The organism is Paenibacillus sp. N3/727, assembly GCF_022637315.1.
Taxonomy (GTDB): domain Bacteria; phylum Bacillota; class Bacilli; order Paenibacillales; family Paenibacillaceae; genus Paenibacillus_AQ; species Paenibacillus_AQ uliginis.
Genome location: NZ_CP093336.1, coordinates 3,920,194 through 3,944,167, shown reverse-complemented (window position 1 = coordinate 3,944,167; position 23,974 = coordinate 3,920,194). Strand labels below are relative to the sequence as shown.

The 23,974-nt window shown below is 41.9% G+C and carries 28 protein-coding genes, 1 riboswitch and 1 other annotated feature; of the genes, 22 read left to right on the top strand and 6 right to left on the bottom strand.

Annotated elements, in window-relative coordinates; all coding sequences use genetic code 11:
* Window positions 1-142: 142 nt before the first annotated feature.
* The 5 genes from MNQ98_RS18035 (at window position 143) to MNQ98_RS18015 (ending at window position 7,305) form a co-directional block, all read left to right on the top strand.
* Window positions 143-883: an alpha/beta fold hydrolase gene (locus MNQ98_RS18035; protein ID WP_241929506.1), complete on the top strand. Its 741-nt coding sequence runs from the start codon at window positions 143-145 to the stop codon at window positions 881-883.
* Window positions 884-913: 30 nt separating this feature from the next.
* On the top strand, window positions 914-1,966 hold the full coding sequence (locus tag MNQ98_RS18030) for a P-loop NTPase family protein (protein ID WP_241929505.1): 1,053 nt from the start codon (window positions 914-916) through the stop codon (window positions 1,964-1,966).
* Window positions 1,967-2,315: 349 nt separating this feature from the next.
* The gene (locus MNQ98_RS18025) at window positions 2,316-3,848 is read left to right on the top strand and encodes an ABC-F family ATP-binding cassette domain-containing protein (protein ID WP_241929504.1); all 1,533 of its coding nucleotides are present in this window, start codon (window positions 2,316-2,318) and stop codon (window positions 3,846-3,848) included.
* A 228-nt stretch (window positions 3,849-4,076) separates the two neighbouring features.
* Window positions 4,077-4,342, top strand: a binding site (T-box leader).
* Between the two features lie 46 nt (window positions 4,343-4,388).
* Window positions 4,389-6,038, top strand: coding sequence for a methionine--tRNA ligase (gene metG, locus MNQ98_RS18020; RefSeq protein ID WP_241929503.1), 1,650 nt, complete (start codon window positions 4,389-4,391; stop codon window positions 6,036-6,038).
* A 184-nt stretch (window positions 6,039-6,222) separates the two neighbouring features.
* A complete protein-coding gene (locus tag MNQ98_RS18015; RefSeq protein WP_241933962.1) occupies window positions 6,223-7,305 on the top strand; it encodes an AI-2E family transporter in 1,083 nt (360 codons plus the stop codon).
* Window positions 7,306-7,644: 339 nt separating this feature from the next.
* Here the strand turns inward: MNQ98_RS18015 and MNQ98_RS18005 are convergent, their stop codons facing one another.
* A complete protein-coding gene (locus MNQ98_RS18005; RefSeq protein ID WP_208919332.1) occupies window positions 7,645-7,851 on the bottom strand; it encodes a DUF1657 domain-containing protein in 207 nt (68 codons plus the stop codon).
* Window positions 7,852-8,103: 252 nt separating this feature from the next.
* Here MNQ98_RS18005 and MNQ98_RS18000 point away from each other — a divergent pair, with 252 nt between their 5' ends.
* From MNQ98_RS18000 to bshB2, 6 genes are all read left to right on the top strand, one after another.
* Window positions 8,104-8,964 carry a DUF421 domain-containing protein gene (locus tag MNQ98_RS18000; protein WP_241929502.1) on the top strand — a complete coding sequence of 287 codons (861 nt, stop codon included), beginning with the start codon at window positions 8,104-8,106 and terminating at the stop codon, window positions 8,962-8,964.
* A 28-nt stretch (window positions 8,965-8,992) separates the two neighbouring features.
* On the top strand, window positions 8,993-9,478 hold the full coding sequence (gene spoVAC, locus MNQ98_RS17995) for a stage V sporulation protein AC (protein ID WP_241929501.1): 486 nt from the start codon (window positions 8,993-8,995) through the stop codon (window positions 9,476-9,478).
* 2 nt (window positions 9,479-9,480) lie between these two features.
* Window positions 9,481-10,500, top strand: a complete 1,020-nt coding sequence (spoVAD, locus tag MNQ98_RS17990) for a stage V sporulation protein AD (RefSeq protein WP_241929500.1) — start codon at window positions 9,481-9,483, stop codon at window positions 10,498-10,500.
* A complete protein-coding gene (spoVAE, locus tag MNQ98_RS17985) occupies window positions 10,497-10,847 on the top strand; it encodes a stage V sporulation protein AE (protein ID WP_241929499.1) in 351 nt (116 codons plus the stop codon). Before spoVAD ends, spoVAE begins: the two co-directional genes overlap by 4 nt.
* A 260-nt stretch (window positions 10,848-11,107) precedes the next feature.
* On the top strand, window positions 11,108-11,452 hold the full coding sequence (locus tag MNQ98_RS17980) for a YojF family protein (protein ID WP_241929498.1): 345 nt from the start codon (window positions 11,108-11,110) through the stop codon (window positions 11,450-11,452).
* A gap of 23 nt (window positions 11,453-11,475) precedes the next feature.
* Complete coding sequence (gene bshB2 / locus MNQ98_RS17975) at window positions 11,476-12,132, top strand: bacillithiol biosynthesis deacetylase BshB2 (protein WP_241929497.1); 657 nt, start codon at window positions 11,476-11,478, stop codon at window positions 12,130-12,132.
* A 143-nt stretch (window positions 12,133-12,275) separates the two neighbouring features.
* Here bshB2 and MNQ98_RS17970 read toward each other — a convergent pair whose 3' ends face one another.
* From MNQ98_RS17970 to infC, 4 genes are all read right to left on the bottom strand, one after another.
* Window positions 12,276-13,166 (bottom strand): GNAT family N-acetyltransferase, encoded by an 891-nt coding sequence (locus MNQ98_RS17970; protein WP_241929496.1) that lies wholly within the window; start codon window positions 13,164-13,166, stop codon window positions 12,276-12,278.
* Between the two features lie 67 nt (window positions 13,167-13,233).
* Window positions 13,234-14,004 (bottom strand): spermidine synthase, encoded by a 771-nt coding sequence (locus MNQ98_RS17965; RefSeq protein ID WP_241929495.1) that lies wholly within the window; start codon window positions 14,002-14,004, stop codon window positions 13,234-13,236.
* Window positions 14,005-14,071: 67 nt separating this feature from the next.
* A complete protein-coding gene (locus MNQ98_RS17960; protein WP_241933961.1) occupies window positions 14,072-14,548 on the bottom strand; it encodes a MarR family winged helix-turn-helix transcriptional regulator in 477 nt (158 codons plus the stop codon).
* A gap of 277 nt (window positions 14,549-14,825) precedes the next feature.
* Window positions 14,826-15,299 carry a translation initiation factor IF-3 gene (infC, locus tag MNQ98_RS17955; protein ID WP_241929494.1) on the bottom strand — a complete coding sequence of 158 codons (474 nt, stop codon included), beginning with the start codon at window positions 15,297-15,299 and terminating at the stop codon, window positions 14,826-14,828.
* Window positions 15,300-15,625: 326 nt separating this feature from the next.
* Between infC and MNQ98_RS17950 the strand changes: the two genes are divergently transcribed.
* On the top strand, window positions 15,626-16,828 hold the full coding sequence (locus tag MNQ98_RS17950; protein ID WP_241929493.1) for an MFS transporter: 1,203 nt from the start codon (window positions 15,626-15,628) through the stop codon (window positions 16,826-16,828).
* Window positions 16,829-16,914: 86 nt separating this feature from the next.
* Here the strand turns inward: MNQ98_RS17950 and MNQ98_RS17945 are convergent, their stop codons facing one another.
* Window positions 16,915-17,385 (bottom strand): hypothetical protein, encoded by a 471-nt coding sequence (locus MNQ98_RS17945; protein WP_241929492.1) that lies wholly within the window; start codon window positions 17,383-17,385, stop codon window positions 16,915-16,917.
* A 43-nt stretch (window positions 17,386-17,428) separates the two neighbouring features.
* Between MNQ98_RS17945 and MNQ98_RS17940 the strand changes: the two genes are divergently transcribed.
* The 10 genes from MNQ98_RS17940 to MNQ98_RS17895 all read left to right on the top strand — a co-directional run bounded on the left by MNQ98_RS17940 (window position 17,429) and on the right by MNQ98_RS17895 (window position 23,960).
* The gene (locus MNQ98_RS17940) at window positions 17,429-17,626 is read left to right on the top strand and encodes a hypothetical protein (RefSeq protein ID WP_241929491.1); all 198 of its coding nucleotides are present in this window, start codon (window positions 17,429-17,431) and stop codon (window positions 17,624-17,626) included.
* Between the two features lie 88 nt (window positions 17,627-17,714).
* Window positions 17,715-18,434, top strand: a complete 720-nt coding sequence (locus MNQ98_RS17935; protein ID WP_241929490.1) for a YebC/PmpR family DNA-binding transcriptional regulator — start codon at window positions 17,715-17,717, stop codon at window positions 18,432-18,434.
* Window positions 18,435-18,543: 109 nt separating this feature from the next.
* Window positions 18,544-18,966 carry a GNAT family N-acetyltransferase gene (locus MNQ98_RS17930; protein WP_241929489.1) on the top strand — a complete coding sequence of 141 codons (423 nt, stop codon included), beginning with the start codon at window positions 18,544-18,546 and terminating at the stop codon, window positions 18,964-18,966.
* Window positions 18,967-19,129: 163 nt separating this feature from the next.
* Entirely contained in the window at window positions 19,130-19,525 is a 396-nt protein-coding gene (locus tag MNQ98_RS17925) for a MerR family transcriptional regulator (RefSeq protein ID WP_241929488.1), read from the top strand.
* Window positions 19,518-20,072, top strand: a complete 555-nt coding sequence (locus tag MNQ98_RS17920) for an NADPH-dependent FMN reductase (protein WP_241929487.1) — start codon at window positions 19,518-19,520, stop codon at window positions 20,070-20,072. The genes MNQ98_RS17925 and MNQ98_RS17920 overlap by 8 nt, the downstream gene beginning before the upstream one ends.
* 29 nt (window positions 20,073-20,101) lie before the next feature.
* A complete protein-coding gene (gene trxA, locus MNQ98_RS17915; protein WP_241929486.1) occupies window positions 20,102-20,413 on the top strand; it encodes a thioredoxin in 312 nt (103 codons plus the stop codon).
* 59 nt (window positions 20,414-20,472) lie between these two features.
* Window positions 20,473-20,553: riboswitch (ZMP/ZTP riboswitch) on the top strand.
* A gap of 125 nt (window positions 20,554-20,678) precedes the next feature.
* The gene (gene purT, locus MNQ98_RS17910) at window positions 20,679-21,839 is read left to right on the top strand and encodes a phosphoribosylglycinamide formyltransferase 2 (RefSeq protein WP_241929485.1); all 1,161 of its coding nucleotides are present in this window, start codon (window positions 20,679-20,681) and stop codon (window positions 21,837-21,839) included.
* A 277-nt stretch (window positions 21,840-22,116) separates the two neighbouring features.
* Complete coding sequence (locus tag MNQ98_RS17905; RefSeq protein ID WP_241929484.1) at window positions 22,117-22,698, top strand: histidine phosphatase family protein; 582 nt, start codon at window positions 22,117-22,119, stop codon at window positions 22,696-22,698.
* 124 nt (window positions 22,699-22,822) lie between these two features.
* Window positions 22,823-23,320: a fibronectin type III domain-containing protein gene (locus tag MNQ98_RS17900; protein ID WP_241929483.1), complete on the top strand. Its 498-nt coding sequence runs from the start codon at window positions 22,823-22,825 to the stop codon at window positions 23,318-23,320.
* Between the two features lie 181 nt (window positions 23,321-23,501).
* A complete protein-coding gene (locus MNQ98_RS17895) occupies window positions 23,502-23,960 on the top strand; it encodes a metallophosphoesterase (protein WP_347272265.1) in 459 nt (152 codons plus the stop codon).
* Window positions 23,961-23,974: the final 14 nt, after the last annotated feature.

Genomic DNA, 23,974 nt, shown 5'->3' with positions numbered 1-23,974 from the left:
GAAATTATTAATACGTTTTAAAGAAATGATCATTGACTAAACACGTAATTTAAATTACTCTTTAAAGTAACAACATGTGGGAAATCATCTCAATTATTCACAATAGTCTATTAGCTTCTAATCATGAAGGAGGATGCTTCAAATGAAGTTAACGGAAAGCAGAGTTAATAATCAGGGCGTCATGATCCATGTTGCCGAAACGAATGCCGGTTCGAAAGAGATGATACCTCTCGTCATTATCCCGGGTTTATCCGAATGCGCAGAAGATTACTTACCGATTATGGAACGATTTGCTCCCAGACATTGTGTGGTGATTACCTTGCGCGGTAGAGGGAAGAGTGACTCGCCTTCCAGTGGATATACGTTGGAGGATCACATCAGTGATATTGAAGCGGCAATTCAGCAGCTACAGCTTACCGATTTTATCTTATTAGGCTACTCTAGAGGAGTCGCCTACACGATCGGTTACGCCCTTCAAAACACGTCTTTATTAAAAGGCCTTATTATCGGCGATTATCCTGCCGTCCACACGCACTTAAGGGATGGTTGGGTAGATTTCATGGCTACTATGCCCCCTTGGAAGGGGAAAACGATACTGGAGAGGATGAAGCGGAAAGCTTTGGAAGCGCTGCAGAAGGAGTCCGTAAACGTTGCTTTTTGGGAGGAGCTTTCTCGGGTAACTTGTCCAACCCTCATTATTCAGGCGGGTAAAGATTCGCCGCTGTCAGCTGAAGCGATGCAGATGTATAAAGAGCAGTGGCCTGATGCTGAGATTGTCGTTTTTGAACAATTTGATCATAATCTCTTTGAGCCGAGTCCAGAGACCTTTATTGAAACGGTTGATGATTTTATGAGAAAAGTGGATCAATCAAGCAAAAGATAGTAAGTTGAAGAAAAGGAAGGGAACGACTTCATGGATCCGATGAAACTTAAACTAAATGTGTCCTTGTTAAGACAAAGAGTACCAAACCTAACTACTGCAGCACGTTCCGCAGGATTGCGTCCAGCCACGGTCTCCAATCTGTGCACGGGCAAGATCCCTGTAGGTCGGGCAGAAGTCCGAACGATTGCAGCACTAGCCGCTCTGGCGAAATGCAGTATAGATGAGTTGATTCTTAATGGAGAAGCAGTTGATATGATTGAAACCAAAATAAAGACGCTTGATTTGTTCGCCCCGTTAGCCAAAGGGGGGACTGTCGGTTTAGTGGCCCGGCCGGGAATGGGGCAGCTTGTGCTTCTTGGTGAACTGTTCCATCATTTTAAGCGCGACGGTTACTTGACACTTCTGCTAAAGCCTGAAGGAAATTATCCAGAGCTGCAGGATATGCTTGATGATGTGGAGAAAGTCGCTTATTCCATAGAAGATGTGTATAGCATGATTACAGCTGCTGGGCCGGATAAAGAAATTGTTTTTGCAGCTGATCGGGAGCATGTACTGACTGGTAAAATTTACGACTTGCAGGAACGCCTACAGAATGAAGGAATTGTCAATGTTACAACTTTTTTGGTAGACCTCAAAGGAGCGGTCGTGGATGAAGATATACCGTATGGACCGCTTGAGACCTTATGGGTTTTCGATGCGGATCTTGCCGCTAGATACAAGTATCCGGCTGTAAATCCGATGCACTCAACATCCTCTGTACTGGAAGGAGTTCATCTAGACCAAAATCATTTAACAGTACAACAGCGGGCCCAAAAGTTATTGCGGCGGTACCGTGAGTTGCGTGCGCTTGTCAATGTGAAGGGGCTTGCCGGGATACCTGCTTCAGAAGTGGAAACCTATCACCGGGGCGAGCGACTGGAAGCGTATCTTACTCAGCCTTTCTGCGTTGCCGAAGCGTTTACCGGAACAAAAGGAGAGTCAGTCAGTCTTCAGGACACATTATCGGATGTCCAATTGATTCTTAATGGAAGTATAGATCACATCCCGGTTGAAAGCCTAAATTTCATTGGCAGGCTCCCGTAAGGGCGCATCTTGTATTGACATATCCTGAATAATCCAGTTATACTTCAAGAGTCGTACATGTAACTAAAATCAATAACATTTTGAAATGAGGAGGAAGGATATATGTTCTTTTTGTCTACTGTTTTAATTCGGAAAATGGGATAGGCGGGAGAAGTCTGCCCATTTATAGCTATTCCAACCGAAGAACAGTAGATCGAGAACGTCATTCTTCCTTGTCTATACAATGACATATTGTAATGGGTAGGGTGTGTTCACCTTACCCATTTTTTGTTGTTTTCAAATTGAATATCGTTCTTTCCTATTGCTCTTCCGGTTGGCTTCAGAATTGAAACCTAAGGAGAGAGTAAGGATGAGTATTGTAAACGTAGAACAGCTTAAGCATACGTATGGAGATAAACAACTTTTTAACGGACTGGATTTCCGTCTGCTGCAAGGCGAACACGCAGGATTGGTCGGAAGCAACGGGGCTGGCAAATCAACGCTGCTTCGCATGCTGACAGAAGAGATCATTCCGGATTCCGGTTCGGTTACCTGGCTACCGGGAGTGAAGGTTGGTTTCCTCCAGCAGCATCTAGATTTGAAAGCCGGAACAACGGTGTTGGAAGCATTACAGGATGTATTCCGTCATCTGTACGATCAGGAGCGGAAAATGCTTCAATTGGCAGAGCAAATGTCTTCTGCTTCAGGGGATATGGAATCACTATTAACGCAGTATGGGAAGATTCAGAGCAGCCTAGAGCATAGTGGCTTCTATTATTTGGATTTACAAATTCAAGAGGTTGCAGCTGGATTAGGCATACTGGATCTCGGGATAGACCGTGATGTCAGTGAACTGAGCGGAGGCCAGCGCACCAAGTTGCTGCTAGGAAAGCTTTTGCTGGATCAACCGGATGTGTTGCTGCTTGATGAACCGACAAACTACTTGGATGATGTGCATATAGAGTGGTTAACTGCATATCTGAAACGTTATGAGTCAGCTTATCTCGTTGTGTCTCATGATGAGAAATTCATGAATGAAGTAACGAGTACGATTTTCCATTTGGAGCATCAGACGATCAAGCGATATCCTGGAAACTATATCGCTTTTCAAAACCGATATGAGCTGAGCCGTAACCAATTGCAAGAAGCTTATGTACGGCAGCAGAAGGAAATTGGAAGGCTTGAAAGTTATGTTCAGAAGAACCGAAACCGTAATGCTAAACAGGCGAAGAGCAGAGAAAAAATGCTGGACAAAATTCAGCGCATCGAGATCCAGAAAACAGCACCTAAACCCCGCTTTAAGTTTACAGTGAACAAAGAACCTGTTAACAAGATTATTGAGACGAAGCATCTTCAGGTTGGTTATACCCACCCACTGTTTAGTCCAAAAGATCTTATGATTAAGCGGGGGGAGAAGATCGCAATAACCGGTCATAACGGAATCGGTAAATCAACCATGCTAAAAACATTGCTTGGTAATATTGCTCCACTCAGCGGTTCTTTACAGATGGGCGATGGTGTTCATCCTGCTTATTATGCGCAGGAACACGAAGCTTATCAAGAGACGCCACTTGAACATTTATGGAGCTACCGACCTGATCTCACGCAAAAAGAAATCAGGCAGACGCTGGCGAGTGCCGGATTGACCGATAAGCATATAAGGCGTTCGATATCGATGCTAAGTGGTGGTGAACAGGCGAAGGTGCGTTTGAGCAAGCTGATGATCACACCGGGCAATGTACTTGTGCTTGATGAACCGACCAACCATCTTGACGTCAATGGTAAAGAATCATTGAAAGACGCTTTATCCAAATATACCGGTACCATTGTGCTTGTCTCGCACGAGCCTGATTTTTATCTGGACTGGGTAACACAGGTGTGGTCCGTACAGGATTGGTGTTAAATTCGAGAAACTACAGTATGATTTTGGAGCTTCAAGATAAGCAGCTATCTGCTGATCAGATTAACGAAATATACACTAGAATATCGGTCATAGAAGCCTAAAGCTGTTTATCAAGACATCTTCATTGACAAAATAACGAAAAGTGATAAATGGGCGGGAATTCGTCTAAAATAAGGTTGACATCGTTCAATGTTATCCTTATGATAACCATTAACTTGAATATTTTATGAAAAAGCAATGAAGAGAAAGAGTACTATGGTGATATCTTTGAACAGAGAGCTCCGGTAGCTGAAAAGGAGTAAAGAAGATCCGTGGGAATATGGTCTCTGAGCTGCGCATCGAACCCCGATTGGGATGTAGGCTGCGCCGGAACCCGCATCCGTTAACATGCTAGGGTATACTCGCGTAATTACGCGCCGTACCTGAAGAGGTGAATGCCGCGAGGCATTTATAAAATTGGGTGGTACCACGTGAGCAGAGCTCTCGTCCCTTTGGGATGAGGGCTTTTTTTGTTGTCTAAAAATTAAGGAGGAATCAAAGATGGCAAATATTTATATTGGCGGTGCATGGCCGTATGCTAACGGATCGTTGCACCTCGGCAGGCTTTCAAGTTTATTACCTGGTGATGTACTGGCACGTTATTTTCGCGTAAAAGGTGAGAAAGTACTATATGTTTCGGGCAGTGATTGTCACGGTACACCTGTTGCGGTTCAGGCTGATAAAGAAGGCATATCACCGTCGGATTATGCAAGCAGGTACCATGATGAATTTCTGGAATGTTTCAATAAACTGGGGTTTTCGTATGATTTGTACACACGTACCGACACCGCCAACCACCATCAGGTAGTTAAGGAACTGTTCTTAAAGCTGCTCGACAACGAATATTTGTATAGAAAAACAATACAGCAATCCTACTGCGAGACCGATGGGAGGTTTTTGCCGGACCGTTATGTAGAAGGAACTTGTCCTGTGTGCGGACAACGGGCGCGAGGAGATCAGTGCGATTATTGCTCCACCTTGCTGGACCCTTCCGATTTGAGTGAGAGAACGTGCAAATTATGTGGATCAACTCCGGTAGAGCGGCCAACCGAACATTACTATATTGCTTTAACCCGATTACAGTCTGAATTGGAGGAGTATGCGGTTCATGCACAAGGATGGAGAGAGAACGCAAAGCAATTGACCAAAAGATATTTGGAGGAGGGGCTTCAAGACCGTGCAGCGACAAGGGACTTGTCTTGGGGAGTCGATGTTCCTGTCAGTGGATTCGAGGACAAGAAAATCTATGTATGGATTGAAGCCGTCAGTGGGTACTTGTCTGCAAGCAAACAGTGGGCTGAAGAAACGGGAGGTAACTGGGAGCAGTTCTGGCTTGAAGGGGAAGACAGCATTGTATCGTATTATGTACATGGCAAGGATAACGTACCTTTTCATACGTTGATTTGGCCTGCAATATTATTGGGGACTGGTGGACATCATCTGCCGGATCATATCATTTCCTGTGAATACATGACTCTCGAGGGAAAGAAATTCTCTACCAGTCGGAATTGGGCGGTATGGGTTCCTGATTTACTGAGCCGGTATGATCCGGATACGATTCGTTATTTTCTCATTGCAAACGGACCTGAAAAGCGGGATACCGACTTCTCATGGAGGGAGTTCATTCACAGTCACAATGGTGAGCTGCTCGGAGCTTACGGTAATCTGGTGAACCGAACCTTGGCTTTTATTGTAAAATCTTTCGACGGAGAAGTTCCGGAAGGGGAATTGTCGGAAGAATGGCGAATTACGATAGAGGAACTGTATTTGAAATCCGGGGCACTTATTGAAGACGGAAAGCTTAAAGAAGCACTGGAGTATATCTTTGCTGGTGTTCGCAAGGCCAATAAATATTTTGATGAACAAAAGCCGTGGATTCAAATAAAAGACCAACGGGAGGCATGCGAACAAACGTTATTTACTTGTGTGCAGATCATTGCCAATTTGTCGCAGCTGCTTCATCCATTCATCCCCTTTTCATGTGAGAAGGTAAGAAGGTTCCTGAATTTAGCGCAGCCGTCCTGGAAGATGATAAATGTACCCGTTCAGCAGAGTATAACCGATCTAGAATTGCTGTTTGAGCGCATTGATGTCAGTCGGATCGAGGAGGAAACCAACCTCTTGAATAAACAGTTGCTGGATTCTAACTAGAAAAAGAGAGTTCTATGCTCATTTTGGCAGTCCAGAAGGAGTAGGAGAGAAGAATAATGAATCGAATTGTAAAAGGTACGGGTTGAAGAAAAAGCTTAGACTGCATTTTGGTTGAAAGCCATGTTCTGCTATAATACTTTCATACATACAGATTAACGAAAATTATAGTTTGGGGGCTGCTGTGCTGATTAGGATGAACAAGTTTTATAAACTATGTATTGGTATCATATTGGTTTTGGTCATTATATATTTGGGGTCGCTTGTAAGTTTCGTTTTTAAACCCATCATTGCATTATTCAGTCTGCTTATCGTTGTTCCAGTCTTGCTGGCAGGGTTCTTTTATTACTTGCTCCGTCCAGTGGTTGATTTCTTGGAGAAGCGTAAGCTGAAACGTTCATTGGCTATTTTGCTTATTTATGTTGTGATCGCGATTTTGCTCGTCGCTTTTATTTGGGGAGTATGGCCTTCACTTAGCAAACAGATCATTGCTTTAAAGGAAAACGCACCAAGTCTGTTCATAGCACTAGCCAATGAGCTGGAGAAGTTGAAGGAAAACACGTTTCTTTCTAATCTATTCCCGGAAGATACCAACAGACTTGATCAAGTTACAGATTATTTGAATAAAGGTTTTTCATTTCTGACAAATTACATGACGGGATTGTTTTCTTTTGTCTCGAATTTCGCAATTATTTTGTTCACCTTTCCAATCTTCCTATTCTATATGCTAAAAGAGGGGGGGAAGTTTGGCCAGAAAATTGTTAGCTTTATGCCGAATCGTTTTCGTGACGAAGGAACCGAGATGATGAACGACATTGACAAGGTGCTAAGCAGCTTTATTATGGGTAGAGTTTTAGTTAATGTGGCGCTTGGTGTACTGATGTATATTGGATTTATCATCATCGGTTTGCCTTATGCATTACTGTTGACCGTTATTGCGGTGATCATGAATTTTATTCCTTTTGTTGGAGCTATACTATCATCTGTACCGATTGTTATTATAGGATTCGTGCAATCACCTTCCGTAGCGATATGGTCCCTTGTAATTATTCTGGTTGCACAGCAAATCCAGGACAACCTCGTGGCACCATATATATTCGGTAAACAGCTGGACATACATCCGTTAACGACCATCATTTTGGTATTTGCCGGCGGTGAATTATTTGGAATTTTCGGGATCATCGTGATCATACCGGTGTACATGGTAATCAAAATCGTGGTCACTCGTATTTACGTCAGATTTTTCAAACAGAAATGGGAAGAAGCGTAGTAGTAGATTAACTGAGAAAATGAAAATAATGCAAAAAATCACCACCTTCTTAATTTTTGATGGACAGGCCGAAGAAGCTATGAATTATTACATTATCTTTGTTTAGTCAATCCGAAGTTCTGGCGTTTCCTGGCAATTGAGTTTTAAAACGATGAGTTAATAATTACAAACCTGATCAAAAACACGTGCGTACATGCACGTGTTTTTTTGATTTCGATTAAGAAACCAAATGATGGATTACTCTTTTACCTATTCAGAGGATAAAAAAAGATAAAGTAACAGCCGATTCGCCCAATCAATATGAATGGGAAATCGGCTTGAAACATATTATGGGATGCATTAAAAGCCTTTGTATTGAGGCTCTTCGTTTTCTAGTTGTTGAACACGGCCTTGCACTTGTTGAACAATTTGGTCGGTTTGCTGTGCTGCATTTGTAAAAAGTGTTTTAGCCTCTTGATTTTGAGTTTCCAAAGCAAATTGTTCAAGGCTCGCTTGCGCACTCTTCAAAGAAGCGAGGGTGGTTTTAACCTGGGAAGCAACTGTCATCGATATCACCTCCTTTCCAGGAGTTAGCGTAGTAACGAAAATAATATAACTCAGTTAGACTTTAATCATTCAAGGGAAAAATTGGTGTAAAACAAAAATTTAGCTTTATTAGCTTAAATTGAAGGTCAATCATTGAATTGGTATGACATCAAAAGGATTCCTTTTACGGAAAAGAGTTATAAGTTTGGTGTCAGCCTTTTTGACAAATAATTTGATTAGTCCAAAAATGTGTTGATTGGAGGGGATCAAACTGTGCCGAACTGGCTAGAAATTTCCGTTCGTACTTTATTGGCTATAGCTGTCCTTTTTTTCATGACGAAATTGTTGGGCAAAAGGCAAATTTCCCAGCTTTCGTTCTTCGAGTACATTACAGGAATTACAATCGGTAGCTTGACAGCGTACATTTCGACAGATTTGGAAACAGATTGGTATCTGGGAATAATCTCCTTAGGGGTATGGGTCGCGGTATCAATTGGTATTGAATTTTTGCAAATGAAGAGCAAAAAGGCCAGAGATTTTATTGACAGCAAAGCTACGGTGCTTATTAAAGATGGCAAAATATTGGAAGATAATTTGAAGAAAGAACGTCTCGCTACCGATGAGTTATTAGAGCAACTAAGAAGCAAAGACGTCTTTAAAGTGGCGGATGTCGAATTTGCGGTAATGGAGCCAAATGGCGATATCAATGTGCTGCTCACCAAAGATAATCAGCCTTTGACGCCAAATCATCTTGGCATTAAAGTCGGACCTGAACCAGAGTCGCAAACTGTGATTATGGATGGCAAGATCATGGATGAACCTCTGGCAACCATCGGATTAAGCCGGGCATGGTTAAATACCGAACTTGAAAAAACAGGCGTTGCTGTTGAGAATGTGTTTATTGGTCAAGTGGATCCTTATGGGCAATTTTATGTCGACTTGTTCGACGATCAGATTAAAGTACCAGAGCCTCAAATCAAGGCGACATTATATGCTACTTTGAAAAAATGCGAAGCGGATCTGGAGCTGTTTGGCTTGACGACACAAAACAAAGAGGCTAAAGAAATGTACGAGCAGTGCTCAAAACAATTGCAGTCTGTCATTACGGAAGTAAAACCATGCTTACATCGTTAAATTTTCAAAAGGGAGGTATTCAAAATTTATGTCAAATGATAAAAATAAAGAGCTGACTCCAACACAACAGGAATATCAAGAACTTGCTAAAAAAAGAGAGCCAGCCAGGCCGATTTTTCAAAACTGTATACGGGCTTTTATTTCCGGCGGCACAATCTGTTTAATTGGACAAGCTATTCAGGAAATGTTCGTTCATTGGGCGGGTTTTAGCGAGAAAGAGGCCAGCAACCCAACTGTTGCTGTAATAATTCTGATCTCCGTTATTCTTACTTGTTTTGGCGTATACGATAAAATTGCGCAATGGGCAGGAGCTGGTTCTGCTGTACCAGTTACGGGATTCGCTAATACAATGGCTTCCGCAGCGCTTGAGCATCGAAGCGAAGGATTTGTTCTGGGCGTCGGAGGAAAAATGTTTAAGCTTTCCGGTCCAGTCATTGTATTCGGTGTGGTTGCAGCTTTCTTTATCGGAATTCTGCATTTGATTTTTAATCCTGGCGCTGTGGGAGGATCTTGAATATGCTGAAAGGTCATCAGAGCTGGATTTTTGAAAACCATCCATCCATTCTTGGCACCGCAACCGTTGTCGGTCCGTTCGAAGGACAAGGGCCGTTAGCCGAAGATTTTGACATCATTCATGGAGATTTGTCGTTGGGACAGGATAGCTGGGAAAAAGCAGAACGAACCTTGTTGGAAGAAGCGGCCAAGCTCGCCATCGAGAATGCGGGATTAACGAAAGAGCAAATCAATTTTTTTCTCGGCGGCGATTTGATGAATCAGATTATCAGTACCAGCTTTGCTGCAAGAACGCTTGCGATACCTCATATTGGCATATTTGGGGCATGCTCAACCTCGATGGAAAGTTTAGCGGTAGCCGCTAATCTTGTTAATTCGCGTTCGGCCAAATATGCGTTGTCCAGTGCATGCAGCCATAACTCGACGGCGGAAAAACAATTTCGTTATCCAACTGAATACGGCTCTCAAAAGCCTCCAACTGCACAGTTTACGGTAACCGGAGCTGGAGCGAGTGTTGTTTCGCAGACAGGTAAAGGACCTTACGTTACTTCCGCAACGATTGGTCGGGTTATCGACATGGGCATTACGGATCCTTTTAATATGGGAGCAGCGATGGCTCCTGCGGCAGTAGACACGATCCAAGCCCATTTCCGTGATTTTCGGATCGAGCCTGGGCATTACGATCTAATCGTGACAGGCGATCTGTCCAAAGTGGGATATGAAATCGCATGCGATTTATTTGAGAAACATAAAGTGCCAATGCAACAAACGGAATATAAAGATTGCGGAATGATGATTTACGATTACGAAAAACAGAAGGTACAGGCTGGAGCTAGTGGCTGCGGATGCTCGGCGGTCGTTACGTATGGTCACCTGCTGAAACGATTGCAAAACCATGAATTAAACCGGATTCTGGTTGTAGCAACTGGAGCGCTGCTGTCACCGATATCCTACCAGCAGGGAGAAAGTATTCCGTGTATTGCACATGCGGTTTCGATCGAAAGGGAGGTGGGGAAAATATGATTTTTCTGTGGGCGTTCGTGATTGGTGGTGCTATTTGCGTATTCGGTCAAATATGCTTCGATGTGTTCAAGCTAACTCCTGCTCATACCATGACATTACTTGTTGTTCTTGGGGCAATCGGGGACGGTTTGGGTTTATACGATCCATTTATCAAATTTGCCGGCGCCGGCGCTTCTGTTCCGATTACCAGCTTTGGCAATGCTCTTGTGCACGGTGCCTTGGAGGAAATCAAAAAAGATGGCTGGATTGGCATTGTTACAGGCATATTCAAAGTCACTAGCGCGGGCATTTCCTCAGCCATTATCTTTTCATTTTTGGCAGCTTTGTTTGTTAAACCCAAGGGATAATTCGGTATGTATGTTATGATGAAGAAATTCAACAAGGAAGAACTGTTATCGGCTTTGTGGATCGATACAATAACTCCCATCTTGGCAGCATACCAAGTTGGGAGTTATTTATAATTATCTCAGTGGGATTGCTCTTTCTTTTTTAAAGTAACCAACATAGAAATATGAAGTTTCGTTTTTTCTTTATAAATAATTATGTTAGAATAATCATATTAGTAAAACTAATATGTAATCCACGTAACTACATTCGGAGGGGAATAATGGAGCTCATACATCTATCAGAAGTACAACACATGATTGATAAGCTAACGGATCAAGATCTTTACATACATCTTGAGCTAACAACGGGAGCGTACGCTGCCCATTATGATAGTTCTAAACATCCTGCCGCCAACTTTATTACGAATGCAAAGATCCGGTTTTCACATGGTTCGATTTCTGGAAACGGACCTTATCGTGTCGGATTAAAAATGGAGCAGGGTTGGGTTTACGCGGAAGGGCTTACCCATTTTGAAAAGAGTGAGACTGAACGGCTGATCATGGCAGGCCATGACAGCCAAGGCAAGTTGGTCGTAGCTTTACAATTAAGCCGGGAACCCTTCTAATGGAACAGGAGATGAGAAACAACATGAGTAATAACGTTCTGGTCGTGCTGCCGCATCCGGATGATGAGTCATTTGGTGCATCTGGAACTCTTGCAAAGCTTGTGCAACAAGGAGCGCAAGTAACCTATGCATGCTTGACTTTGGGAGAGATGGGGCGAAATATGGGTATCCCGCCATTTGCAAGTCGGATCACTCTTCCCTCAGTTCGTAAGTTGGAGCTGGAAGAATCCTGCCGGGCTATCGGAATCCAGGATTTAAGAATGCTTGGATTTCATGATAAAACGATTGAATTCGAACCACATGAGGTACTGGATGGAACGATTGAATCGCTCATCAATGAATTGAATCCTGCACTGATTATTACTTTTTATCCAGGATACAGCGTTCACCCCGACCATGATGCAACGGGGGCTGCTGTTATCCGAACTGTTCAAAAACTTCCTGAAGAACAGCGTCCTGTCGTACACTGTATAGCCTTCGCTAAGAACTGTGAACAGCATATTGGGAAGGCGGATGTGGTTAATGATGTGACTGACTTTATTGAGCACAAGATGAGCTCCATCAAAGCACATCGTTCCCAGTTCCAGGTTGCAGACTTACTGGGCAGTAAACATCCGAGCCCTGAAGAGATTAACAAGCGTTTTGGCAATGAAGCTTTCTGGACCTATCGTTTCAAATAATTATAAAATTATGCGAAAAGGTTCCTCATATATGTAATCTGCTCAATTCAAAAAACACGCACAGACTCCGATCTGCGCGTGTTTTTATGTTCGATTAAAGACAATTTTTGCATCATTTATTTTTAATAAAGCTCTGTTAAATTTTATGAATGTGAAGTTAATGGAAATAAAAATGGCTTTGTTTCATCTTCTAATAACGGACGGACGAACAATGTATCATCACTCTCTGTTATGAATTCTGTATGGATGTTCTTAATGTCATAATCAGGTGTGAAATGGAAATGAATGATTTCCGTATCAGCAGAAACAATGTGATTTAATATTGAATCTAATTCAACTCTTTTTTTGCTGATTATATCAAAAATATGAAGATGATGATCCTCTTGTTCAAACATAACAATGACATCATCCTCTTCAATATAATAAATCGCGTCATTAAATGCCAGGATAAAGTAAAACATTAATAGAGATTCATTATTTTTCACCCCAAATATTGAAGATACAGGTATTCTTTCAACAGAGAATTCCTCCATCATTTGGAAATCATTTGTATTATTCGTATCTAACTTGCGTAAAGTATGTGTTTTATCTGGTCGTTTTTTCAAATCTGAAACATTGAGTGAAAAACTACTTTCTTGTACTTTTACAAATCCAAATTTAGGATAAAAATCTAGAACGGATTCATTTGCAAATAAGTAGATAAAGTCGTATTCTTTTTCGTATTTTTCAATGATGTGGTTCATCAGTTTCCCAGATAAACCTTGATTACGGTAATCAGGATGCGTCATTACCGTGCCAACTTGTATAGCTTTATATTCTTTACCATTAGATACAACCGTCATTTTAGTTATGGAGGCATTTGCGATCACTTTATCTCGATCAACGTATGAATAACAAATATAGTTGTCGTTCCAACACCCTTTTTCGTACCACTTTTTAAAATCAATCTCAAAGATCATTTTAGCTAATTCGGTAAAGCTTTCCTTATATGTTTCATTGTTCTTATAGTCAATTATGAACTGATAATCACTCATATTAAAACCTCTATTCTTTATTTAATACGAAATCTCTCTCATTTCATCTATAACACGAATAGGTTGATTATGTAAGGGAGTGAGCGTCTCTAATGATATATCCCTCACCAAGTTCAATCTCAGAGAAACCGGACATATGCCGGGCTTGAAACTGGATGGAGGTCTTCCCTCCGACTATTAGAATGTTTTGGATATCTGAAGCACCTTCAGCGGGGAGAGCAAAAGATTTAACATAAGGATAGCATTCGCGAAGAGTAGTGTGTATCGCGTTTACGTGATGATCATGTTCACTTCTTCCCATGAGGTTTAGAATGATTGCCCCATGGGAATCCAACTTCTCTGATGTCATCTTAAAAAATTCCCACGATGTTAAATGCCGCGGTGTTCCTTTATCGGTAAACGCGTCTAAAATAATGAAGTCATAGGCTTCCGGATCTTCACCCTCGAGAATTTGACGTCCATCGGCAACAATGACATTATCTCCGTTGTACCCGAAGTACTTTCTGCTTAACTCCACGATTCTAGCATCAAGTTCTGCTACTTTACATCGTTTATCCGCACAATAACGCGGGATAGTCCCAATTCCATGCCCGATTACAAACAAGTCTTCGAAAGACGGGTCATTCAACTCCATGAGATGGATCATGGCTCGGGGATATTCAAACAAGATACGTTCCGGATGATTAAGATCCAGAGCGCCCTGTATCGCCTCATTAGAAAACTGTAATACTCGAAAATTCCCATTCTCACCATACAATTTTGGAGTGTCCAGTACAGTGATTTCTTGATCGTTAACATGATCCTTATACAGTAAATGCAAATGATTGATCTCCTTCAAAAATATGATACACGGATCATATTTTCCTTGGTAATGTGAATTGGAACCTTACTGCCAATCCATCGGGTTACTCATTTATGGTGCCGTCACATATCGTCGTTATTTCCTTATCCTCTATAAGCAGAAATAGTATATCAAGAAGCTCTTTACGCTGCGTAGAAGTGAGTTTTTTGATTAATTTATTTGCGATATTTGTTTGTATGTCAAGGATTCCACTAATATTGCTTTCTGCCAGCTCTGTTAGCTGGATAAGGGTTGCCCGTCGATCTGTTGGGTCGGGGGTGCGAACCAGAAGATTTTCTTTTTCCAGACCATCAACAAAATCAGTAACCGTGCGTGCCTTAACGCCCAACTTAGCAGCTAATTCGTTCATACGAATCTTTCCTGCTTCTGAAACGATAGAAAGTACTTGTAAACGCGGACCCGATATGTGAAACGGTGTGTTGAGAGCGGATAATTGCGACATAAATTCTCTTTGGACAGAATGCGTCGCTCTGATCAATACGTGAATGACGTCAATCGCTTGAGGATTGCTTGTGTTAATATTCATTTCTTTTAGCTCCTTGGTTTGTTGTTGATTCTTGGCTCAATCCATTTCCGATCTCTTGAGCTTAATAATATATTATAAACGGACTAATGAAGTTAAGCCAACGGAGCACTTTATTATACTTGACACCAAAATAGATAGTGTTGGAAGTTGGAGGGCGGGCGAATCGATTTCCTTGGGGGAGGACTTTTATTAAAAAGAGGGGCTGATCCAAAGTAGCAGTTGGAGAGCCCCTTTATACATTTGTATGCATGAGTTATCCATCCCGTGATCCTTATCGCGGATCGAGCTGGATCATCGCTTGTTTACCGCTCAATTGAATGCCGGTTTTTTGAACACCCACTTCTTTCAGATCTTGAATCAGTTCCTCTAAAAGAACCTTAGCTTTGGCCCCTTCTTTACCTTGCACTCGGACAACGAGTGCTACAGAATTTCCGGCACGGAGAAGTTTATCCGCTTGAGTTCTCTTCGTATCATAATCATGTTCTTCAATATTTGGAGTTAATCGTATTTCTTTGAGTTTAGCGGGCTGCTCTTTCTTGCGAGCTTGTTGGCGTTCTTCCTTAACCGTTCCTGATGTTATCAGACGGCAAGGCGGAGGACTGCTGAATAGGGAAGTGCAGACAAGGTCCACCTTTAACTTCCGGGCCATCTCAAGCGCCTCTGTAGTTGGAACAACTCCTAAATTTTCTCCATGGATGCCTGTCAGTTCAACTTCTGCGGCTTTAATCTTTTCGTTCTTAATCATGTATTCACACATGCCTCTCACTCTAAACTGTGAGTTAATCATACCGCTGGAAAGTAGTAAGATCAACTCTAGACCATAATAGTGATTGAATGCAGATCGAGGAAATAAACAAACATAAATTCTATATGTTTGTTTATCTTCAGACAAAAAACGAAAAAGTCTATAATAAAAATAAATGAACTATTGTAATTTTATAAACAAATGAATATACTGTCTACATATTGAAGCTGTGGAGTCGACACATGGTTTTAACATAATGTTATTGGAGTCTGTAGGTTGATGTTGAGATTAATTCATTTATTCTTAAATCAAAGGAATGATAAGTTGTGTTAAAGAATCGTTATGTAAGAACGATCATCCTATCCAGGGTGTTTCTTCAGCTTGGAATATGGATACGAAACTTTGCAATACTGCTATATGTAACAAATTTAACGAATAATGATCCTTTGTATGTTTCACTTATTTCAGTTGTTGAGTACGCACCGATCTTTGTTTTTGCCATTATAGGTGGAACGTTTGCTGATCGATGGAGACCCAAACGGACCATGGTATGGTGCGATATGCTATCCGCCATATCTGTGTTGATCGTTCTGCTCGCTCTTGTATATGGAGGATGGTACGCACTGCTGCTGGGTACGCTCGTATCCGCCAGTTTGTCTCAATTTTCGCAGCCCTCTGCGATGAAATTTTACAAGGAACATGTGCCTAGTGAGCAGGTTCAAAGTGTCATGGCACTGTCTCAGTCCTTAGTGGCCGTTTTTATGGTTCTCGGTCCCGTAATAGGCTCATTTATTTTTCTGCAATACGGCATTGAGATTTCTCTTGCTTTAACTGCACTTATGTTTCTCGGATCGGCACTCGTATTAACCAGACTTCCTCGGGATAAAAAAGATACGTTAGCCGATACCAACAACAATTTTGTCGGAGAAATGAAAGATGGATTGAAGTATGTATGGAATAACGTTCAGTTAAGAACGTTAAGCGCAACATTTGCGGCCAGCGGACTGGCGGTTGGTCTGATCCAGCCCCTGATGCTGTTTATTACGATTGAAAAGCTTGGGCAAGACAAAACGTTTCTGCAGTGGCTGCTTATGGCGAATGGTGCTGCCATGCTCGTAGGAGGCGTCGCTATTATCGGATTGGCTTCAAAAGTGAAGCCTCACATTTTACTTTCGATCGGCTTGGTTGTTAGTGCTTTCGTTACTGTTGGTATCGGATTTTCTAATGTAGTTATTTGGACCATAGTCCTTGAGGTGATTAGCGGATTTTTTTATCCATGTATTCAAGTGGGCATCCAAACACTTATAATGAAGAATACAGAAGCCTCATATATCGGCAGGGTAGGAGGAGCCATAACGCCGGTATTCATGGGGATGATGGTTCTAGGTATGTCATTCTCTGGTTATCTGAAGGGACAATTTTCACTGTTTATCGTATTTAGCATAAGTGCAGGTTTATTTATTTTGGGTTCGTTGGTATTAGCTCCTCTGTTTCGGAAAAACGAAAATATTCACGAGCAAGCATTTTGAGAAGCTAAAATCATAAAAAGCTTTTCCCCGGGTTAGCTAGAATTTCTTATTCACGATGTGAGGGTTAACGGACATGATCTGTTCAGCTATATCCCAGAGTCTGGGTAAGTAATGAATGACTTTCTCAGCCCGATTTCGATTCTTTCCCGTGCGTTCCCACACCTGCGGTGCACCCAAGCCCACTCCGCGAAGTGCTGCGATACTTGTATCTGAAGTTTACGCAGATGTCCTGTTGGATCGGAGATAATACTATCCATACGGAAGCTACCAGCCAGATGATAGGAAGTTAGAACTTCTTCGGGAGACTCTAGTTGCTTCCAAGATAAATAAGTGACCTCCACGAGTGTTCCCTTATAATCAAACTTCCCGAGTTTAATGGGGGGAGCGTCCGCTTCAGTTACAATCACAACATCAATATCTGATGATGCGGACAATTCCTCGTCTTCTGGTTGACCTACAGTTGAACCGCTGAAATAAGCCCCGTGGAAGCCTTTATCTTGAGAAGAGTATTGATCAACCCATTCAATAGCAGCCTTACGCGCAGCTCCGACTTTCAAGTGAATCATCCTCCTTTCGGATCTCTAAATGGTTGTTCATGCCATGGTCAGCCGATTTAGAGATTGCACCAATGAGAAAAACTACATATTAATACGCTATGACATTCTTCAAGGCTTAAGAAGTCTTTATGATGAGCTGAAAGGTGCTTCTATAAAGGAACAGGCTTTAGAGCTTATAGAAATGGAAGAAGACCCGAAATATCAGAAGAAATATCGGACTGTTTGGAGAAATGTTCAATAACATAACTTCTTTATGTAGGGGAGTTTTTTCATCATAGGTTATAATGCTATAATAGGGTTGTAAAATTCATAAAGAAAGCGGGAACAGCATGGGTCGTAAATGGAATAATATCAAAGAGAAGAAAGCCTCAAAGGATGCAAATACAAGTCGTATTTATGCAAAGTTCGGGGTTGAAATCTATGTAGCAGCAAAAAAAGGTGAGCCAGATCCAGAATCTAACCGCGCCTTAAAAGTTGTACTTGAGAGAGCAAAAACATATAACGTACCTAAAGCTATTATTGACCGCGCCTTGGATAAAGCTAAAGGCAGTGCGGAAGAAACGTATACAGAGCTTCGGTACGAAGGTTTTGGACCGAACGGAGCCATGGTCATCGTAGATACATTGACGAATAACGTCAACCGTACAGCTTCTGATGTTCGTTCCGCATTTAATAAAAACGGCGGAAACATGGGTGTGAGTGGATCTGTCGCGTATATGTTTGATGCGACCGCTGTTATTGGTGTTACAGGCAAGAGCTTGGATGAAGTATTTGAGCTGTTGATGGAAGCTGATGTAGAGGTTCGCGATATCATGGAAGAAGATGAGTCTGTCATTGTATATTCGGAACCGGATCAGTTCCATGAGGTGCAAGAAGCGTTCAGAAACGCTGGTATTTCTGATTTTACCGTTGCTGAGTTAACGATGCTTGCGCAAAACTATGTTGAACTTCCTGCAGATGCCGTAGCACAATTCGATAAGTTGATTGATGCACTGGAAGATCTGGAAGATGTTCAGCAAGTGTATCATAACGTGGATTCTGAAGAGTAAATCTGATGAATTAAAATTATGATAAATATCTCCTCATGAATGAATTGAAAAATTCATAATGAGGAGGTATTTTTTATACTGTTGGAAGAAGAGGAGAAACACCTACATAATGAATTTACATATTACTAAAGAACTAAATAAAAATGATAAGTATCATGTTAATAATCAGCTTTTTAAGTTTAATTTGAAGAATTTCCCGGTGGATTTAGGTGGAAGATACCAAGAAATTAATTTATTTCTGAAGGATGAAAGCGGCAAGGTTCGCGGTGGAATATTAGGTGAAATTTGCTGGAATTGGTTAGAGATTCATACTTTTATAATTGATGAAGACATGCGTAAATCGGGTTATGGAACTAAACTATTATTAGAAATAGAACAAATAGCTTTGGAGACGAGTTGTGACTTCATAAAAGTAGATACTTTAAGTTTTCAAGCATTAGATTTTTATAAAAAACACGGGTTTCAAGAGTTTGGTACCCTTGATAATGTCGGAAGAGATTTTAAGCATTACTATCTAAAAAAAGATTTATAGACAGTTTAATGATTGCATTAATTGAAAACACCTTTTAAAAGAAAAAAGCTCAGATAATTAACTCTGAGCTTTTTTCTTTTATCAAATTCATATTGACCCTGACATTAGTGTCATCGTTTATAATCAGATTAAACCCATACAATTACAATTGGAGGCATGACACTTGAGAATTGGAGAACTCGCCAATCGAACCGGCGTTAGCATTCGCTCCCTTCGTTATTATGAGCAGCAGGGCTTGCTTGCCCCCAAACGGCATGATAACGGATATCGTGAATATTCCTCATTCATGATTGAACAAGTGCAGACTATTCAATTTTACTTGAAATTAGGTTTGACTACTGAACAAATCGCCGGCTTTCTGAATTGCGTGTTGAAGAACAAAGAAGCATTTTGTAAAGAGGTTCTCCCGGTATATCAACAGAAACTGAAGGAAATTGATGGTCAAATCAAACAGCTCGAGAACATAAAGTCAAACCTGGAGGAACGCATAAGCTCGATTATTCAAGAACACCCAGCAAGTAAAATCAATTCCTGGAAAGTGGGATGCAACGATGAATGAACCAATGATTCACATTTTAGGTATATCCGGAAGTCTCCGTAACCGTTCTTCTAATACAAATCTGTTACGAGCAGCTGCGGCGTTGGCACCTAAACATATTAACCTCACGATTTTCGATAGATTAGGTGATCTTCCGCATTTCAATCCCGAAATTGACGGAGAGGAAGCACCGGAAGCCGTTATCGCTTTCCGGAACCAACTTATGTCCGTAGATGGCGTGTTAATTAGCACACCGGAATATGCAAGCGGAGTACCAGGCGTTCTTAAGAACGCAATCGACTGGACGGTGTCATCAGGAGAGTTGTATAACAAACCTACTGGTGTGTTGAGTGCCTCACCACATCCAGCAGGTGGTGAAAATGCTCATGCGTCACTTTTAATGACTCTGAATATGTTGAATGCACATATAGTCTCTGGGGGAACGATGTGTATTCCACAAATAAGTTTGAAAATGAATGCAGCGGGAGACATCACGGACAATGATTTGGCAAAGGAAATAACAGCAGTGCTTCATGCTCTGGAAAAAGCTTTGAATACCGAGTTATAAACAATTTTATTTACAAAGGGGATAGCAGAATGCTTGAGACAATGACAAAAGAGAATTTTTCAGAACTCATCGACAAAGGTTTAACGCTGGTTCAATTTTGGGCACCTTGGTGCGGACCTTGTAAAATGCAGCTTCCCATTGTGGAAGAGCTTTCCGTCGAACTACAAGATTCTATACTCATCGGTAAAGTGAATGCAGATGAAGAGCCCGAGCTCGCTTCTAAGTATGGCGTGATGGGTCTTCCGACACTGATTCTAATTAAAAACGGCCAACCGGTGGAAAAACTAGTTGGCTTGCAGCGGAAAAATTCCATTATAGGCAAAATCCAAACTCACCAATAAAGTACCCCTTCATGTTGCAAATAGGCGAAGATTTCAGTATGATTTACGTGACAAATGAAATGCTTATGTGTGACTGGCGGAACATGGGTAACCATGAGGGAGCACATGAATGGCAGCGGCCGTACGCCTGGGCAGAGGTAAGGAGTTTCTTTCTCCTTGCCTCTTTTATTTTTGAGATAAGAGAGCATAGACTTCGGAGTGAACTGCATCTTTATCTCGCAAGAATAAAACTACCGCTATGAGCGGTAAAATGGGGGATATGCCAATGTTGCAAACTAAGAAAATAATGCTGCTCGGTTCGGGAGAACTAGGTAAGGAAGTTTTGATCGAAGCTCAGCGTCTGGGAGTTGAGACGGTAGCGGTTGATCGTTACGCTCATGCACCTGCCATGCAGGTAGCCCACCGTCATTATGTGATCGATATGCTGGATGGTGAGCGGTTGCGGGAAATTATCAAACAGGAAAACCCGGATCTTATTGTACCCGAGATTGAAGCATTAGCGACTTCAGAGCTTTTAAAACTGGAGGAAGAAGGCCATCGGGTCATTCCAACAGCCCGCGCTGCGAAGCTGACGATGGATCGGGAAGGGATTAGACGTCTTGCATCAGAGAAACTGGGCCTGCCAACAGCCGGTTATAAATTTGCTGACACGTATGATCAGTTTGTTCAAGCGGTAAAGGAGATGGGGTATCCTTGCGTTATCAAACCTCTGATGAGTTCTTCAGGAAAAGGACAAAGTGTTTGCCGTGAAGAGAAGGACATTGAACAGTGCTGGAACGTAGCAATGGAAGGTGGCCGGGTTCAGAACGGGCGGGTTATTATTGAAGAGTTCATCCGCTTTGAGTCTGAAATCACGCTGCTTACGGTTCGTTCCATAAGTGGAACAAGCTTCTGCGCACCAATCGGACATATTCAGGAAAACGGGGATTACATTGAGTCCTGGCAGCCGCATGATATGACAGAGGATCAGATTAAAGAAGCAAAGCATATTGCTGGAGCCATAACAGACGAACTAGGCGGATATGGTCTGTTTGGTGTTGAACTCTTTTTAACGGAGGATAAAGTTTATTTCAGCGAAGTTTCTCCGCGGCCGCATGATACTGGACTCGTGACACTTGTAACGCAAAATCTTTCTGAATTTGCACTACACGTTCGGGCAATCCTCGGTTATCCAATCCCTGAAATCGTACTTATGACGCCGGGAGCCAGCCGTCCATTGAAAGCAAGCCTTGAACTCGAACACTATCGTATTACCGGTGTGGAGAAGGCATTATCGGTCCCGAACACGCAGGTTCGTGTATTTGGCAAGCCGGTTACAAAGGCAGGTCGGAGAATGGCGGTCGCTTTATCAACGTCCGATTCGGTTGAAAATGCACGGAGACAGGCGAAATTGGCACTCGATGAGCTTGCTGTTGTAGAATCTTAACTATACGAGGTTTTTTGAAAAGTATCGGAGTTCGTTTCTCTTGACCGTGTCATGGAAGATCCACAATGGACGTTGAAGACTTTAGTTCGGGGGTCGTTGTTCTCACCTATCATCCTGTCAAAGAGTGACAAGTTAAATGAAATGCTATGGTTGAGATAGAGCTGTGTGAGTGTTGTAATCTCCGACACTTGCACAGCTCTTTTAAGACTTTACAATCTCTTCAACTAACAAGTATATTAAGTTATTATTACTTAAAAAATTGGGGGATGGGTGAACAATGAAAACATATCTGTATTTTGTTCGTCATGGAATTGCTCCATTTTCTTTGGAACTTGAGCGCTCGGGAGGTGCGAGCTTGAACGATCAAGGGAAATCCGATGCTAAAAGAGTAGCAGAGCTGTTAAGAGACGAAGGAATTGATGTGATCGTCTCCAGTTCGTATAACAGGGCAAGAGAAACATTAGCTCCACTTGCTGAACTGCTACAGAAAGAGATCATTTTGTATAACGAGCTTATTGAAAGACCAATTGGTACTTTGAATGAAGCTGTATCCGATGAGGAGCTGTTAATAGGAATTGAACAATCTTTTATCGATATAGATTATTGCATGCCTGAAGGGGAGACAACTAGGCAGTCGCAGGAACGGGCTATACCGATCATTATGCGACTGCTCTCGGAATATAAAGGCAAGAAAATCGCGCTTGGCACCCACGGAAATATAATGACGATCATATTGAATTATTTCGATTCTAATTATGGCTTTGAATTTTGGAAGGGGACAAGCAAACCTGATATTTATAAATTGGAATTCCAAGATAATCAGCTGAGCCATGTTCAGCGGTTGTGGAGTCCCGCATAAAGCAAAGTTAAATATGTAAACGTTTTAATTGGTTGGCCATCGTCGTGCAACACAACGCGCGGTGCGAAAAACTCCAAGCGAAAGTGAGTGAGGAACAGTGTTCACAATTATTAAGGGACCCTATTTGCAATGGCCTACGGTGGACTCCATGACGATCATGTGGGAAACATCTGAGCCGGCATCCTCCAGAGTAGATGTTCTATTAGCAGAGAGAATCCATAGTGGATATCAAGGTAATTACAAAAAACCGGAGCAAGTGATCACAACCGTCTCAAATGAGGGGCATTCAAAAATTCACCAGCTCACAGTGAATGGCCTTGAAGCAGGGACGGTTTATTTTTACCAAATACATTCAGGTAACGGACAAATCAATGTAGAGTCAGGACCACATCCTTTTAAGACAACCATATCTGAAGGCGTGCCGTTTTCATTTACGGTAACAAGTGAGACAGGTGGATACAGCGGATTCGATCAGACGGATGGAATGATAAACAGAAACATTTTCAGCCAAATGCAAAAATATCGTCCTGACTTTACGTTGTTCATAGGTGATATCGTGAATGACGGAAGTAATTATGATGACTGGTATACATATTTTTTGGCCCCGGCCGCAAATTTTTGACAAGTACACCGTTCTACAGTTGTCTCGGTAACCATGAAAATAATGGTTCTTGGTATTATGATTTCTTCGCATTTGAATCGCCTAAAAACTACTATTCATTTGACTACGGAGATGTTCACTTTACTTGCCTGGATAGTACTGATTTTATTAAACCGGACCATTTCCGAACAGCTTAGAAGAAATTGGTCCAGGCAACGAGCAATATGAATTTCTGATCAACGATTTACAATCCTCCACTGCAAAGTGGAAAGTCGTTTATTTTCATTACCCGCCGTATATATCTGGAGGATATCAGGTGGAAGATTTGCGACAGCTTTGTCCTGTATTGGAGCAATATGGAGTGGATATCGTCTTCAATTCACATACGATTGTTTATGAACGGAGTCATCCTCTTCGTGAAGGAAAGGTTGATTTTGACGATGGCATTGTCTATATTGTTGCGGGTGGTGCCGGATCCATGCCGGAATGGCTGCTGCCGAAGAGAGAGTGGCACACAGCGCAATCCTTGGCGGTACCTCATTTTGTTCAGGTGGTTGCAACTTCCGATAACTTGGAAGTGAGGGCTATTGACGAAGAGGGGCGACTCTTTGATAAATGGCATGTGAAGAAAAACGCGGATGGCAAAAAACTATTTTTCTAGTGTGTGACTACACA

Coding starts and splice junctions, on each gene's coding strand:
- MNQ98_RS18035 (WP_241929506.1), top strand. CDS start 143: ATGAAGTTAACGGAAAGCAGAGTTAATAATCAGGGCGTCATGATCCAT.
- MNQ98_RS18030 (WP_241929505.1), top strand. CDS start 914: ATGGATCCGATGAAACTTAAACTAAATGTGTCCTTGTTAAGACAAAGA.
- MNQ98_RS18025 (WP_241929504.1), top strand. CDS start 2,316: ATGAGTATTGTAAACGTAGAACAGCTTAAGCATACGTATGGAGATAAA.
- metG (WP_241929503.1), top strand. CDS start 4,389: ATGGCAAATATTTATATTGGCGGTGCATGGCCGTATGCTAACGGATCG.
- MNQ98_RS18005 (WP_208919332.1), bottom strand. CDS start 7,851: ATGACAGTTGCTTCCCAGGTTAAAACCACCCTCGCTTCTTTGAAGAGT.
- spoVAC (WP_241929501.1), top strand. CDS start 8,993: ATGTCAAATGATAAAAATAAAGAGCTGACTCCAACACAACAGGAATAT.
- spoVAD (WP_241929500.1), top strand. CDS start 9,481: ATGCTGAAAGGTCATCAGAGCTGGATTTTTGAAAACCATCCATCCATT.
- spoVAE (WP_241929499.1), top strand. CDS start 10,497: ATGATTTTTCTGTGGGCGTTCGTGATTGGTGGTGCTATTTGCGTATTC.
- MNQ98_RS17980 (WP_241929498.1), top strand. CDS start 11,108: ATGGAGCTCATACATCTATCAGAAGTACAACACATGATTGATAAGCTA.
- bshB2 (WP_241929497.1), top strand. CDS start 11,476: ATGAGTAATAACGTTCTGGTCGTGCTGCCGCATCCGGATGATGAGTCA.
- MNQ98_RS17970 (WP_241929496.1), bottom strand. CDS start 13,166: ATGAGTGATTATCAGTTCATAATTGACTATAAGAACAATGAAACATAT.
- infC (WP_241929494.1), bottom strand. CDS start 15,299: ATGATTAAGAACGAAAAGATTAAAGCCGCAGAAGTTGAACTGACAGGC.
- MNQ98_RS17940 (WP_241929491.1), top strand. CDS start 17,429: ATGGTCAGCCGATTTAGAGATTGCACCAATGAGAAAAACTACATATTA.
- MNQ98_RS17935 (WP_241929490.1), top strand. CDS start 17,715: ATGGGTCGTAAATGGAATAATATCAAAGAGAAGAAAGCCTCAAAGGAT.
- MNQ98_RS17930 (WP_241929489.1), top strand. CDS start 18,544: ATGAATTTACATATTACTAAAGAACTAAATAAAAATGATAAGTATCAT.
- MNQ98_RS17920 (WP_241929487.1), top strand. CDS start 19,518: ATGAATGAACCAATGATTCACATTTTAGGTATATCCGGAAGTCTCCGT.
- trxA (WP_241929486.1), top strand. CDS start 20,102: ATGCTTGAGACAATGACAAAAGAGAATTTTTCAGAACTCATCGACAAA.
- purT (WP_241929485.1), top strand. CDS start 20,679: ATGTTGCAAACTAAGAAAATAATGCTGCTCGGTTCGGGAGAACTAGGT.
- MNQ98_RS17905 (WP_241929484.1), top strand. CDS start 22,117: ATGAAAACATATCTGTATTTTGTTCGTCATGGAATTGCTCCATTTTCT.